This window comes from Halomonas sp. SpR8 (assembly GCF_031010195.1).
Lineage (GTDB): Bacteria > Pseudomonadota > Gammaproteobacteria > Pseudomonadales > Halomonadaceae > Vreelandella.
On sequence record NZ_JAUAMC010000004.1, the window covers coordinates 1 to 13,982 of the forward strand.

The window sequence follows — 13,982 nt, forward strand, 5'->3', positions numbered from 1 at the left end:
AAGAATATGTCGGCGGTGGCGGCGTCACCCTCTCTTATTGGTTTGATATGCTTGAAGTCAGAACCGAGAATGGCGATAAGTTTTTAGTGCAGAAAGACATTACACCGGAACTCTATGAGCAGGTTAAATCGGTCATGGACGGCGGTGAGACAGACCGGCTGGGCAAAGATAATGACTGGGCAGATGCAGATATTCCGGACGATGATAAAGATTGGTTATCGACCAAAAGTAATCAAGACTTTGAGATTGTGACCCCCGGCTCTGATGTGCCTACGCCCAAAAGTTTCAACGACATTTCATATTCTGACCATGGTGATCCTGAGCACGATTTTCATTCGGGTGTTCAGATAACGCTGGATGATTCGGACGCAATGTGGGCTGAGGGCGGTACGCTAATTTATAAAGACAGTGAAGGAAAACGTTTCGCTGTCTCTGAAGAGTACACACCCAAGGTTTACGACCAAGTTAAAGACCTTAAAGAGGCATGGGATAAGGTTGATGAGAAAATCGGTGATGGCGATTATAAGCTGTTTTATGGCAGCGATGATTCGCCGGTACTAAGCGGTGATAATGAGGTTGACAGTGTCACTGATAAAAATGGCAATCCTGTGGAGGGGATCAAGCTCGTTACTAGAGATGACGAGACGTACGTTGTTCTCGAATCTAAGACGCCGCATCAATTCGACACGATTACTTCTGATGCCGCGAGTCAGCAGCTAGGGGACGTTGACGAGCTTTTTAAAGATAACGATCTGCCTGCGTCAAATGAAACCGATGTCATGCAAGCGGAAACGACCGAAGATGGAAAAACCGTTGCCGAGCTCTATCAGGAGTACATGCAGGAAGCTTACAAGGATGCGCCCGACGACTCCAAAGAGGCGAAGTATCTTCGCTTGATGGAAGCCCAAGGCATGTTGCAAGGCAACTTCCAGTACCTGCCTTACAATACAGGGCCCGGGCAGTTTGGATCTGATACTGATTATGCTGAGAAAATGTCCGAGCTCAAAGCAGCCGATGCCCGTGGCATGCTTGACGAAGAAGCGCTAGGCAATGAATTGTCGGATCTGCTGGCCGATGAAGACATCATGGCAGACAGCGAAGATTTTCTCGACAAAGCGGTTGATAAAATAAAAAACAAGGATGAGCTGGAAGATAAAATTGCCGATAGCATGCTGGATGATAATTACCTCAAGGCCATAGAAGAGCTAAAAGAGAACGGTAATATCGACGGTGCGGCGACCCGCTTCGCCAATGATATGCAGAGCCTTCAAATGCTCAGTCCGGATCGAGCCGAAGAAGTACAGAACACGTTAAAATTTCAAGATGCCATCGGTGGGCTTAACGAGATATTTGAGGGTGGTGCGGATGCCGTTGGCGACGAGAGCCTCGGCAACGCCGCAGGGGATGTTGCGACCAGTTTGTTGAAAGCCTTGACGACCTCTCTCTCTGGAACTAAGCGGGGCGTCGAGGTATATAATAAAATTATCAATGGCGAAAAGGTTGACGTTACTCCGGAAGAACAAAAACAGCTGACAGCGATTAAAAATTCTCACAAGGCGCTGACTGAGCTGCTCGACGATCAGGCCCGCGAAATCCTAGATACCGGTAAAAATGGAAAAATTGACTATAAGTCAATCACTGTCGATGAGATTGATCGTGCGATCGACAAGGCCAACGTCCCTACCAACCAACGCAAAGGGGTAGCCGGTGTCCTTGGTACGCTAGCGAAATCGGGTGCTCTTTCCTCTGCAGGTGGTCTAGTCTCCATGGTCGCGGGCATCTATAAGACGTCCGATGGCGGCTTGAACCTGGGGGAGACCCCTGAGGAGCGCATGGAAGTGGCGCGCAATTTCCTCACGCTGGTCGGTGCTACTCCCTCGTTGGTCACAATGACCGGTGAAACCTATAAGTTACTGTCCGGCCAACCCGGCTTTGCTGACGCTCTTGGGCTTGATAAGAACCTGAAAGAGACCGTCTGGGACAAACACTTCGACACCAAATCTTCTCCTAAGACACCGCCATCGACACCGAATAACCGCGATCTCCCCTCAATGGATCTTGGTGAGTCATTCACGACCAAAGATGTATGGAATGAAGTGAATAAAAATCAAAACCACTCGGTCGATTCTATTGATAAGGTGATTTCCGGCCTCCCTGACAAGCACAAGGAGGAGGGAGACGACCTTAGGGAACGCATTAACAAGGTGGCCGACGATATACGGGGATCGAAGAATAGTAAGAATCGAGATCTAGATCCAGACAAGATTGGTATAGACAAGGTTAATTTCGACAAAATTGATCCAGCCAAGAAGTTTCAGTGGGCGGGCGGTGCGCTCAATGTCTTGGGAGGGATAGCGGAAGCGGGTGGGGGCGTGCTCGATGTCGTATTGGGCGCAAAAGGGCTGGAAAAGCTATCAAACAACGGCGGCGAGCCCATCGAGTTTGCACAGAAGAGTCTACAGGTGGGGGCTGGCTCTTTCTCTACCACCATGGGGCTTGCCTCGGCCGCGTCCGGTTTCGGCATTGGCCCGCAGATTGCTACCAAAATTGCCGCAGGCACCGGGCTGGCAGGGGCAGCGCTCGGTTTCGTGGGTGCGATCCTATCCGGGGTGATGTTGGCACTTGCGGATAAGAAAAATGCGGGGATTACTGAAGATATCCAAAATGTATTTAATGATTTGTCTGACGACGGTGTTACGGAAGATGATTGGGGCGATAAGTTCAATTTTACTATCCACACCGAGTACAGTAAGTCCGTTTACCATGAAGGTAAAATTGATGCGGTCTACGAAAGCTGGTTTCCAGAAGACACCCCCACTTGGGAGGCGCAGCCCGAGGTGTTTGAGGAGTTCACCGAAACAGTGGCCGACGATGGGGAAATTAGCGAGAGTTGGTTGCGGTATAGCTTTGACGACCTTGTAATGCATGAGTACGGTGAAGAGTTTTATGACGAACACAGAGACAAGATTGAACTCATTAGCCGGAAATGGACCGACTGGGACGGTTCGGACGATATCGTCAGCCGCAAAGATCTTGAAAAACGGCTTGAAAAAGATGATACGACAGAGGAAGAAAAAGAGGCTATCAACTTTCTTTTGGAGGATGACGACTTTTTTGAAGTGCTGGACTATTTCAGCCTGCTAGGGGGAACCAATCGAGGATGGAGTGCCGGCAGTCATAACGGGGCCGATGACAAAATTGGTAGCAGGGATCTCAACGAGTGGCGCCATACGTGGATAGACAAGAAGTACGATGAGCACGTTGAAGAAAGCTATGGCGAGAAATTCTATAATGATAATGCTGACAACATAGAGTATCTCAGTGATCGATGGACTAAGTGGGACGGGTCGGACGACATCGTCAGTAGGGATGATTTTGAAGAGCGTCTAGATAGCGACGACACGTCGGAAAAAGATAAAGAGGTTATTCGCTGGCTTCTTGAAGAAGAAGAGGGCTTTTTCCGTGTTCTTGATACTTATAAACACGGTAATAAAGAAGATGACAAGATAAGCAGTAAAGACTTGAACAAATTTCGAGAAGAAAGAATGTCATGAATGTGATGAGTAGCGCTTAAAATTAGCGCTTAGAATGTAGAGTCACGTCACTCTTCTTCTACTCAAAAAGTGACGTGACTCATGATTGCCAGAGCCGTTGAGACTACTCATAAACTCCAAAAATCGGTGATCGCTGGCATGAGCAATATTGATACGCATTGAGTTGGCATCGGTACTGTCGGGGCGCAGTGAAAAAATGGCGCCGGGCGCAATAAAAATGCCTTTTTCTGAGGCCCATTTAGCAAGCTCAGTGGTGTTGATATGGGGTGGCAGCTTGGCCCATAAATAATAACCACCGCCTGGTCCCGTCACATCGTTAATACCAATCTGCTTAAGCACCCGTACTGCAGTGGCGCTTGCTTTGGTAACGCGCTCGCGAAGTTGTGCTAAGTGGCGCCGATAGCGTCCTCTCACTAACATGTCATGCACGACCATCTCATTGAAGGTCGAGGTATTCACAACAGTAAGCATCTTGATATCGACCAACGCCCGGATAATTGAGCGGCTGCCTGCCACATAGCCGCAGCGTAGGCCTGTGGAGAGTGTTTTAGAAAAAGTGCCTACATAAATAACGCTTTCTAGTCCATCTAAAGCCGCAAGGTGCGCGCTACCTTTGGGTAGAATATCTGCGAAAACATCATCCTCCACCAGCGTGACCCCGTAGTGGTCGGCGAGTTTTAATAGCCGATGCATGTTGCTGAGCGACATTGAGCTGCCGGTGGGGTTGTGAGCGTTGGGCTGTAAGAAAAACAACCGAGGCCGATACTGCTTGGCTTTTCTTTCAAACTCTTCCAGATCAGGGCCATCCGCAGTACGCGGCACGCCTACTAATTTTGCTTTCGCCAGGCGTAGCTTGCCAAACAGTGGGTAGTAGCCCGGTGTTTCAACTAAAACACTTTCTCCTGGGGCAACGAAGTGGCGAATGATTAGATCGAAGGCGTGATTGGCACCGAAGGTCATCATCACTTGATCATGGGAGGCATGGATTGAACGTCCAGCCAATGCCATCGCTAAGCTCTCGCGCAATGGGGAGTAGCCCTGAGGCATGCCGTATTCGATGTCGCTCATGTCATCAGGTAGGCCAGTCCTGCGCCTTATTAATCGCGTCAACTCAGTGCCGCCCATCCAGCTTGCAGGCGCTCGTCCGTCCCCCACCCGTACCGCAAAATTACCGACTAACTGTTCCCGCAGAAGTGAGACGCTATCCACTGCCTCAGAAAGGTCGTGAGTTTGCTCACCAATAGGTGATGTACGGGGGGGCGATACAAAAAAGCCTGCTCCCTGTCGGGCGCTTAAATGACCAAGTGCAACTAACTGGTCATATGCATCAATCACCGTATTTTTCGATACGCCAAACTGTTGAGCGGCTTCTCTGATGGAAGCCACGCGCGCGCCAGGTGAGAGACGGCCCTCGTCGATGGCTTTTAGGAGAGCGGTGGCTACTTGGCGGGATTTTGACATGAATGTCTCTCAATGGCGGTGGAGCTGTACCTTTTATTTTATAGGTACAGTACTTCGTACAATTCCAATAACTGTACCTTACTCAGCGCCTTCTCTTTCCACAAGCTAGGGCCAGCCTGATTGGGTATACAACACTAATAATGATCTCCGCGGAGAATGGGCATGTCTGATAAAACAACGAATTACTTAACCGTTTGGGACGATACGGTGACAGGTAAAGACCTGATTATCGCCTTAGCCGTCTCTACCCCACTGACACTGGGTGGTTTTATTTTCACACCGTGGCCAGCGCCGATGCCGTTGATTATCGGCTTGTGTGGTGCGCTGTTAGGTTTTGCTATTAATGCCGTCTTTTTGCGTCCTAAACGCCGCCTAGATATTGAAAGGGAGGTGTAGATATGGATGCGCTAATACTTCTGCAGATGTTAATCGCAGCGTTGATAGGGGTTGTTGTCTACACCGCTATTGGTGTCGCGCCTGGCACCGATGAAACGGCGGTACTTGCCCCCGTGACGTTGGCGTTGGTGGTCGCCGGTATTCCCCTGCCCGTCGTGCTGGCTTTCTTTATGGCGGCCATTGTGGCGAAAAAATTGACGGACTCGATACCCGTTTCGGTCGCAGGGATACCCGGCGGGGTGATGTCGGCTCCCATGGTCGAGCATGCAATGATTCTCAAGCGTGAAGGCCACGCTACCTTGGCGATCCGCAAAATGGCCTCGGGTTCGGTCATTGGAACACTTGTCGCGATTCCCGTTAGCTTGTTACTGGCCTTCCTACTAACCCCCTTGGCAGATGTGCTGAGTCAGTACGCCAGTCAGATATTTTTTGTTGGCGCTGTTTTCCTGGCATTAATGAGCCGCGAAAAAGTCATCAGCCTAATCAGTATTGTCATCTTGGCAGCGCTGATACAGGCGCTGCGCCACTTCTACTGGGGAATGGGGGTGATCCCTGAGGGGCAAGTTGTCTTTATCTCGTTTTTCCTGGGCATCACTATCGGTCCGATGATCTTTAATCTGGCGCAGCTAACGGTTCGCGAAGAGCGGCGCAAAATGTCGGTGAATGAGCCCAAAACCATCAAGATTTATGCGACGGATGGCAATGACGATGGTGACCGTTTTCCTAATCCGTTTCGTATTTTGACGCGTCAGGAAGCGGTGTCAGCGACCGCTAGCTCGGTGCTTGGGTCGGTTACCTTCTTTATGAGTCCGGTCGGGATCACTATTTTTCTGGGCGAAGTGATGTCGAGCTGGGTAAAAGGCACGGTGGAGAAGGCTAGTCGTGCGCTCTCCTCAATGGATGCGGTGACTAATGCCGCCTATATTGCTGGCATTTTGATCCCCCTTGCAGCGTTAGGCATCCCCATGAGCCCCATGGCAATTGGTCCTGGTAATGCGTTCTTTAATGCTCCTCCCGTGCTCACCCTGGAACAGAATGCTCACCACCTGATGAGCTTTGGCGAGATCGCGGTCGCCAGCATTTTGGGCGCTGGGGTAGCGCTATTGATTACTTATCCCATTGCTGTGCGCTATGCCCGATATATCTGTGTGTTTGTTTTCCAGCGCATTCCTCATGAGGCCTTCCTGGCGATGTTCTTCTCGCTGGTGATGCTGCTGGCTTATATGGACGCAGGTGTGATGGGCATTCTAGGCGTAGGGGTGCTAGCGCTGGTAGCAGGGCTTCTAAACCGTTGGGGTGTGAACTATGGCGTGCAGTTTATGACGCTTTACGCTGCCCCTTGGCTAATGGGTTGGATGGCCTGAAAGCTTAATTTTACGTAGTTATACCGGTCATTCATTTAAATTTAGGTAATGGATATGATAATTAGCACATCGCGCATCCCTGGGTTTTATCAGCTTTCACCACGCGAACGGCTGCGAAAAGTGGCTGATATGAGTGGGCTTGATGCTGATGGGGAGGCTCATTTGGTAGACACCGGTAATCTGCCAGCAGAGACCGCCGATAGCATGATCGAAAATGTCATTGGCACCTTAAACATACCGATTGGCGTGGCCACTAATTTAATTATTGATGGTGAAGAGCCGCTGGTGCCCATGGCAACGGAAGAGTCATCGGTGGTCGCCGCTGTATGTAATGCGGCTCGGCAGTGCCGAGATGCCGGCGGCTTTTATACCGATACCTCTAGCCCCATTATGATCGCCCAGGTGCAACTGATAGGCGTCTCTAATCCAGATTTTGCTCGCCTGCGTTTACTGGAAGCACGTGAGGAGATCAAACAAATCTGTGACGCTACTGATCCTGTACTGTTAAAGCATGGGGGCGGCTTTCGCGATGTAGAAGTGCGCGTACTTGAGGACATGGTGATTGTCCATCTGCTGGTGGATGTACGCGATGCCATGGGCGCCAATGCTGTGAACTCGATGGCGGAAGCGGTAGCTCCTTCGTTAGCTGAGTGGTCAGGAGGCGAGAGCCGCCTGCGTATTCTGTCTAATCTGGCTGACCGTCGGCTAGCCAGAGTCAGGGCGACTTGGCATTTAGACCAAATAGGCGGGGAGTCAGTACGCGACGGTATATTAGCGGCATACCGCTTCGCTGATTTAGACCCTTACCGGGCAGCTACTCATAATAAAGGTGTCATGAACGGTGTGAGTGCGGTGGTGCTGGCTACGGGTAATGATACCCGCGCAGTAGAAGCAGGTGCCCACGCTTATGCCGCACGTACAGGGCGTTATCGTTCACTTACCCACTGGGAAGCGGATTGTGATGGAAATCTAACCGGCACCCTTGAGATGCCCATGCCTGTGGGTTTAATTGGTGGGGCCACACGCTCGCATCCCACCGCTCGTCGTTGCCTCGATATTCTAGGCGTGAGCAGCGCTGATCGACTCGCGCGTATCATCGTAGCGGTTGGGCTGGCGCAAAATTTTGCAGCATTAAAAGCGTTAGCGACTATCGGTATTCAAAAAGGCCATATGGCGCTACATGCTAAAAATATTGCGCTAATGGCGGGGGCCGAAGGGGAGGAGGTGGCCCGAGTCGCTGAAGCTCTTGTGAAGCGGGGCCGCGTGCGAGTTGATATCGCCCAAGATGAGCTGGCCAAGTTACGTAAGAAGAGTTGATAGAGTCTTCTCCGCAGTAATCTTTCCGTAATAACCAATGGGCAGCACCACAACCTCGTGGACAGTTTATTCGGGCGACGACGAGGGTTCAGGCCGAGTGGCCAGCCACACCGCCACGACTACAAGTAAGGCAATGATTGCCCAGCGCAACCAGCCTTGGCCCAAGTGCCAAAGCAGCAGCATGGCGCTGGAAAATATCATACTGATAGCGATGTACTTAGCGCGCCGAGGAATGGCGCGCTCCTTCTCCCAGTTCTCTAAAAGCGGCCCTACGTAGCGTCGCGAGCGTATCCAGGCTTCGAACCTAGGTGAGCCTTTGGAGGCACAATAGACGGCTGCCAACATGAACTCCGTGGTTGGCAGTAAGGGCAGGAAGATACCGACTATCCCGGCACCAAAACTCAACCCCGCCAAGCCCACCCAAAGAATACGTATCAGCGTCATCTAGTCACTTCCTCTGGGCCTCATTTCTGCACTTAAGTTATAAACGGCTGTAAATGGAAATTACCTCATTATGATAGTGAGTTTTAGGTCACTACTAAAAATATCCAGCCACTTGGGAAATGTTCTCATCATTTAATACCCCCGCCTGCCAGCGCAGTGTTAGCCAAGCTAATAAATAGTCATAGCGGGCACGGGACAGGTCGCGTAGCGCCTCGAAACGTTCACGCTCGGCGTTTAGTACGTCCAAATTGGTTCGCTCGCCGCCAAGAATGCTTTTACGTGTGGCTTCCAGGCGTGCTGTTGCGGCGGCGACTGTCTGCTGATAGGCCTCAATACGTTGTTGGCTGCTACGGCTTAGCCGGTACTGGCGCTCAACATCGTTCAGCAGTTCTATGGTGGCGGCATCCAATTCATGCCGCGTCTGTTCATAAGTATTGTCTGCCTGGCGGCTAGCCGCCACGACTCGGCCGCCTGAATAGAGCGGTAAGTTGATCTCCACGCCAATGCTATCAGTGTCGTAACGCTGACCAATGACGTTTTCAGAGTTGGAGTCGGAGATCTGGCTGCGTGCGTATAAGCGCACATTTGGCAGGTGTCCCGCGCGTTGCTGGTTCAGTTGGTGACGGGCAGCTTCCAGTAGGCTGCGCTGGGCGGCCAGCTCAGGATTATGGACGAGTGCGCGTTCGTGCCACTGCTCCAGTGATAACACTGGGCTTTCCTGGTGGGGAGTTGGTACATTGCGGGCTAGCCGGTCGGTCTGCAGTGGGGCAAGTGAGCTGGGTGGGGCGCCTGTGCCAGTCAGGGCGCGCAGCGCATTGTGGGCATCACTCAAGCGGTCTTCGGCTTCAATCAGTTGGGCTTCCACCAAGCGTGCCTGAGCAGCAATCTCTAACTGGTCGGTACGGGTGCCTTCGCCATAATCGATAAAGCGCTGGCTACGCTGGTGCTCTTCTTGCAGGGCGCGCAGGTGGGCTTTAGCCAGCTCGATATCGTCGTGGGCGTAAAGCACGCCGGTGTAAGCCTGGAGAACTTGAACGGCTAGTGCCTGACGGGCGCGCTCAAGCGTCAGCTCAGCGGCTTGGGCTTGTGCTTTGCCAGCTTGGTACTGGGCAAAAGCCGCCGCATCCAGCAAGGGCTGCGTTAGCGTGAAAGAAGAGGAGTAACTGGTGTAATCCATATCGCTTGTGGTCGAGCCGAGCGGTGTTTCCTGCCGCACTTCCGACCAGTTTTTAGCCCGTGAGTAGCGATAGTTGAGTGAGGGCAGTAACGCTGATCGCCCTAGCGCTCGGGCCTGTTGCCCGGCTGCACTCTCGCTCTGTGCGGCCAGCCAGCCTGGATCATGCTGTTTGGCCAGCTCGTAGGCCTCACGGAAGTCTAGTGCGAACGCATTGAAAGAGCAGCAGAGGCAAGCAGTCAACAACCAAGTGCGGTATCGCCGTGATGCAACGCGAATCATGCATCCCCCCAAGCCGTGCGGGCGCGGTCAAGCAGTGGCTTAAACAGATAGTTGAGCAGCGTGCGTTCGCCAGTGCGCACAAAGGCTTCGACCGGCATACCCGCTTTGAGTGGTTGGCTGCCCAAGGGGGAGAGGTCATCGACGGCTACTTCGACATACATCCGGTAATAGGGCAGCCCTGTCTGTTCATTGGTTAGCCGGTCGGCGGAAACCTGGCTGACAACCCCAGGTATGCGTGGTGTGCTGCTACGCTCGAAAGCGGTAAAGGCAAGCTCAACTGGCAGGCCCGCGTGTACCCGGTCAATCTGTTCAACGGGCAATTGGCCCTCTACCACTAAGGGTTCGCCCTGGGGGACAATTTCCATCAGTAAGGCACCGGGCTGGGCCACACCGCCTTCGGTATGCTGGGTTAGCCCCACCACCGTTCCTGAACGAGGAGCGCGTATCTCGGCATGGGCCAGGTCAAACTCGGTGCTTGCCAGTTGGCTAGTCAACTCCTGTGCACGTAAGCGTGACTGGGACAGTAGTTCCTGCACGTCACGCTGATACTCTTCATTGCGCTGGGTCAGGCGAAGCTGTAACTCATCGATCTGGCGTCGGGTCTGCTGCAACGTGCCAGCCTCTGTGGCAATGTTAGCCTGCAACTGGGCATAGCTGTTTTCGATTTCCAGCAGCCGGTTGCGGGGGATATAGCCGTCGGCAGCCAGCTCGCGCAGGTTATTGCGCTGCTCACCCAAGGCTGACAGGCGCAGCCGCTGTTGGGTCATCGAGGTCTCTAGCCCCGCCACCCGGGCACGCTGACCATCCAGGTTGGCCTCGATTCCCGAGATTTCAGCGGCCAGGGCATTGCGCCGGCTGGTGAATAACTGGCGCTGCAATGCCAGCATGGTGCCGACGTCCACATCGGCACTGCTCATCAGGTCAGAAGGCATGCTAATAGTGCTACGTTGGTCACGCTCGGCTTCCAAACGTGCTGTTTCTGCCAGTGATGATGCCCGCTGTAAGCGCAGTGCACTGGCTTGATGTTCCAGTCGTGTGGTGTCCAGGCTAATAAGCGTCTGGCCTTCTGCCACTTGGTCTCCTTCACGCACCCACAGCCGCCCAATCACACCGCCGGTTGGATGCTCAACCGCCTGTCGATTGCCGGAGACAACCACTGTCGAGGGTACCGCGATACCATTATCCAACGGCGCCCAGGCTGCCCAAGCCACAAACAGTGCTAAGCCTCCCAGTAGCAGCCAACTTCCTATGTGTAGCGGTCGTCGCTTACGGCGCATGGCGAGTGCTTGCCAGTCCGGTATGGATGAGGAGGTATGCGGTTTTGCAGCAGGTGGCGCCTGTGAGATATCGCGAAGGGTCATGCGCGCTGCTCCTGACGATTGATGGAAACATTGCCGTAGGTATAAGCGCCTTGCGCATACGGGGTGGCCATCTCGCCATTGGCAGGTGCTGCCGCTTGGCGGGCAGCGCTCAGGGCTTGCAATATCTCTTCAGTGGGGCCGAACTTCTGCAGGCGGCCTTCACGTAGTACTAGCAAGTGAGACGTGGCCTTGAGTACCTGAGGGCGGTGGGTGATCAGCACCACCGTCACGTGGCGTTCGCGCAGTCGCTGTAATGCTTCCAAGAGTGCCTTTTCACCGGCGTCATCAAGGCTTGCATTGGGTTCGTCCAACACGACGAGCGCCGGGGGGCCGTAGAGCGCCCTGGCCAGGGCAATACGCTGGCGCTGCCCGCCCGAAAGGCCGATCCCGCTCTCCCCCAAATAGGTGTCGTAGCCATTGGGTAGGGCCAGAATCAGTTCGTGCACGCCCGCGGTTTTGGCGGCCTCGACGACCTTCATGGGGTCTGGTTCGCTGAAGCGGGCGATATTCTCCGCCACGCTACCGGCAAACAGCTCGACATCCTGAGGTAGGTAGCCGATATGAGGCCCCAGTAGCGCCTTGTCCCAGCTCTGGATATCGGCACCATCCAGCCGCACGGTGCCGATCTTTGGCTTCCAAACACCCACCAGCAGTTTGGCCAGAGTAGATTTGCCTGACCCCGAAGGCCCGATAACACCGAGCACGCTGCCTGCTTCCAATTGGAAGCCCACTTGAACCAGCGTGGGTACTTTTCCGCTGGGCGGCATGGCGCTCACCGGCTCCACATTAAGCTTGCCCTGCGGGGCAGGGAGATCCATGCCTGACTGGCGGGCCGGGTGTGCTGTTAGCAGGTTACCCAAGCGTTGGTAAGCCAGCCGTGTCGATGACCACTGCCGCCAGGCATTGATGACCTGATCAATGGGGCTGAGCGCACGGCCCATCAGGATAGAGCCCGCGATCATCGTGCCAGGGCTGATCTGCCCGCCAATCGCTAACCAAGCGCCCAACCCTAGCACCAGTGACTGCAATGCGACGCGCAGACTCTTGGAGATAGCGGTAACCAGAGCGGTACGCTCGCTGGCCAGCCCCTGCAGCGCGACAAAGCCCTCGTGCAGGTGCGACCAGCGGCGGGTAAAGGCCGACAGCATACCCATCGACTCGATGGCATCGGCATGGCGCAATTGTGCTTCCGCCATGGCATTGGCCTGTACAGAAAGCGAACCCGCTTCACGCAGCGGCGGCTGGGAAAGCCGTTCATTCAGCCACGCTAAGCCCACCAGTACCACGGCGCCCCCCAGCGCCAGGCAACCAATCCACGGGTGGAACATAAACATCACTAGCAAATACAACGGGAACCAGGGGGCATCGAAGAACGCAAATACCGCGTTGCCGGTGATAAATTGGCGCAACGAATCAAGATCCCGCGTGGCTTGTCCCGCCTGGGCTGCCTGGCCGCTTAGCCCGCGCTCGAAGGCCGCCGCGTAAACCCGCTCCCCCAGTTGCTCATCGAACCGTTCGCCAATATGAATGACTGCCAGGCTGCGTATGTACTCCAAGGCACCCATTAACGCCAACAGCCCCAGCGCCATACCCGTTAGCATCATTAGCGTGGTGGTATTGCCGGAAGCCAGTACGCGATCATAGACCTGCAGCATATACAGCGGCGGCACTAGCATCAGTAGATTGATAACCGCACTGAACAGCCCTACCGAGCGCAGTGTGCCGCGATAGCGGCCGAGTGCTCGGTAGAGTTCGTTTCCGGGCTGGCGTTGGGAGGGGGTCATTAGCTATGTCCCTGAAAATAGACGTAACAAATCAACGAATCGCCATAGCCATTCGTCTCGAATTCGTTCTCTCATTAGTGCTTTGGTCACGTCTCTGCTTGACTTCTCGTCTTATCTGGCGAGAATGCCGAGGCACCGCGCCAAGGCATAACGCCCCTGACGCGGTGTTTGAACGTTGCGGCAAGGGGATTCCCCTTGCCTTTTTTATTAGCTGTTTATAGCGATGGCGTTGCTCACGCAGCCAGGGCGAAATCGAATTCGCTGGTAGAGACACCGGTGACGGATGCTGGGATGGCATCGTCGAGAATACCGGCATCGTCCAGTACCGCCAGCAGGCCGCCGTCATTCGTAGTGCCAGCGCTGTCCTCAGCACCTTCCACTTTACCGTTCATCAGGCCCCAGATGATATCGTGGACGGTATTGTCGCGGCCGCTGTTCTCGGACACAATCGGGTCGTCGAAGGTAAAGGTGATGAAGTCGTTAGTCACCGTGCCGTCGCTGTTGAGGAAGGAACCCAGCGTGATGCTTTCCAGGGTGCCTGTCAGTGCATGCGCGGCGAAGTTATAGGAGATATCTCCAGTGGCTGAGAAGGCAAAAGCACCATCGCTATTGGCCATGGCGTAAGTATCGCCCGCAAGGCCCGAGTCCACCCCATTGGTATAGAAACCACCGGTGTTGATACCGCCCGGGTTACTATTATCGTGCTCTCCTTCCGCCCCGTTTTCCTGAAAATCGAGCAGTAGACTCTCCAGTGTCCCGGAAGTGAAATCGATGGGGAACCAAGTTTCATCGTAAGTATAGCTAATAGACATTTTCAGTTTCCTTGATCTACTAATATTGGCCCG

At 53.8% G+C, this 13,982-nt stretch carries 10 protein-coding genes; 4 read left to right on the forward strand and 6 right to left on the reverse strand.

The features are described 5' to 3' along the window. Positions 1-3,554, forward strand: a 3,554-nt coding sequence (locus QT230_RS09445; protein ID WP_308321416.1) for a hypothetical protein, incomplete at its 5' end; no start/stop codon positions are given. A 42-nt stretch (positions 3,555-3,596) separates the two neighbouring features. Here the strand turns inward: QT230_RS09445 and QT230_RS09450 are convergent. Then, positions 3,597-5,015: a PLP-dependent aminotransferase family protein gene (locus QT230_RS09450; RefSeq protein ID WP_308321417.1), complete on the reverse strand. Its 1,419-nt coding sequence runs from the start codon at positions 5,013-5,015 to the stop codon at positions 3,597-3,599. Positions 5,016-5,177: 162 nt separating this feature from the next. Between QT230_RS09450 and QT230_RS09455 the strand changes: the two genes are divergently transcribed. The 3 genes from QT230_RS09455 to QT230_RS09465 are packed head-to-tail and all read left to right on the forward strand — an operon-like array spanning position 5,178 to position 8,092. After that, complete coding sequence (locus tag QT230_RS09455) at positions 5,178-5,411, forward strand: hypothetical protein (protein ID WP_308321418.1); 234 nt, start codon at positions 5,178-5,180, stop codon at positions 5,409-5,411. A gap of 2 nt (positions 5,412-5,413) precedes the next feature. After that, positions 5,414-6,775 carry a tripartite tricarboxylate transporter permease gene (locus QT230_RS09460; RefSeq protein WP_308321420.1) on the forward strand — a complete coding sequence of 454 codons (1,362 nt, stop codon included), beginning with the start codon at positions 5,414-5,416 and terminating at the stop codon, positions 6,773-6,775. A gap of 54 nt (positions 6,776-6,829) precedes the next feature. Beyond that, entirely contained in the window at positions 6,830-8,092 is a 1,263-nt protein-coding gene (locus QT230_RS09465) for a hydroxymethylglutaryl-CoA reductase, degradative (protein WP_308321421.1), read from the forward strand. A gap of 66 nt (positions 8,093-8,158) precedes the next feature. Here QT230_RS09465 and QT230_RS09470 read toward each other — a convergent pair whose 3' ends face one another. The 5 genes from QT230_RS09470 to QT230_RS09490 form a co-directional block, all read right to left on the reverse strand. Next, positions 8,159-8,536 (reverse strand): YbaN family protein, encoded by a 378-nt coding sequence (locus QT230_RS09470; RefSeq protein WP_308321422.1) that lies wholly within the window; start codon positions 8,534-8,536, stop codon positions 8,159-8,161. 94 nt (positions 8,537-8,630) lie between these two features. Beyond that, positions 8,631-9,992 (reverse strand): TolC family outer membrane protein, encoded by a 1,362-nt coding sequence (locus QT230_RS09475; protein WP_308321423.1) that lies wholly within the window; start codon positions 9,990-9,992, stop codon positions 8,631-8,633. Beyond that, the gene (locus QT230_RS09480) at positions 9,989-11,353 is read right to left on the reverse strand and encodes an HlyD family type I secretion periplasmic adaptor subunit (RefSeq protein WP_308321424.1); all 1,365 of its coding nucleotides are present in this window, start codon (positions 11,351-11,353) and stop codon (positions 9,989-9,991) included. Before QT230_RS09480 ends, QT230_RS09475 begins: the two co-directional genes overlap by 4 nt. Further along, the gene (locus QT230_RS09485) at positions 11,350-13,137 is read right to left on the reverse strand and encodes a type I secretion system permease/ATPase (protein WP_308321425.1); all 1,788 of its coding nucleotides are present in this window, start codon (positions 13,135-13,137) and stop codon (positions 11,350-11,352) included. The genes QT230_RS09480 and QT230_RS09485 overlap by 4 nt, the downstream gene beginning before the upstream one ends. 233 nt (positions 13,138-13,370) lie before the next feature. Beyond that, positions 13,371-13,949 carry a heme acquisition protein HasA gene (locus QT230_RS09490; RefSeq protein WP_308321426.1) on the reverse strand — a complete coding sequence of 193 codons (579 nt, stop codon included), beginning with the start codon at positions 13,947-13,949 and terminating at the stop codon, positions 13,371-13,373. Positions 13,950-13,982 lie beyond the last annotated feature (33 nt).

Coding starts and splice junctions, on each gene's coding strand:
- QT230_RS09450 (WP_308321417.1), bottom strand. CDS start 5,015: ATGTCAAAATCCCGCCAAGTAGCCACCGCTCTCCTAAAAGCCATCGAC.
- QT230_RS09455 (WP_308321418.1), top strand. CDS start 5,178: ATGTCTGATAAAACAACGAATTACTTAACCGTTTGGGACGATACGGTG.
- QT230_RS09460 (WP_308321420.1), top strand. CDS start 5,414: ATGGATGCGCTAATACTTCTGCAGATGTTAATCGCAGCGTTGATAGGG.
- QT230_RS09465 (WP_308321421.1), top strand. CDS start 6,830: ATGATAATTAGCACATCGCGCATCCCTGGGTTTTATCAGCTTTCACCA.
- QT230_RS09470 (WP_308321422.1), bottom strand. CDS start 8,536: ATGACGCTGATACGTATTCTTTGGGTGGGCTTGGCGGGGTTGAGTTTT.
- QT230_RS09475 (WP_308321423.1), bottom strand. CDS start 9,992: ATGATTCGCGTTGCATCACGGCGATACCGCACTTGGTTGTTGACTGCT.
- QT230_RS09480 (WP_308321424.1), bottom strand. CDS start 11,353: ATGACCCTTCGCGATATCTCACAGGCGCCACCTGCTGCAAAACCGCAT.
- QT230_RS09485 (WP_308321425.1), bottom strand. CDS start 13,137: ATGACCCCCTCCCAACGCCAGCCCGGAAACGAACTCTACCGAGCACTC.
- QT230_RS09490 (WP_308321426.1), bottom strand. CDS start 13,949: ATGTCTATTAGCTATACTTACGATGAAACTTGGTTCCCCATCGATTTC.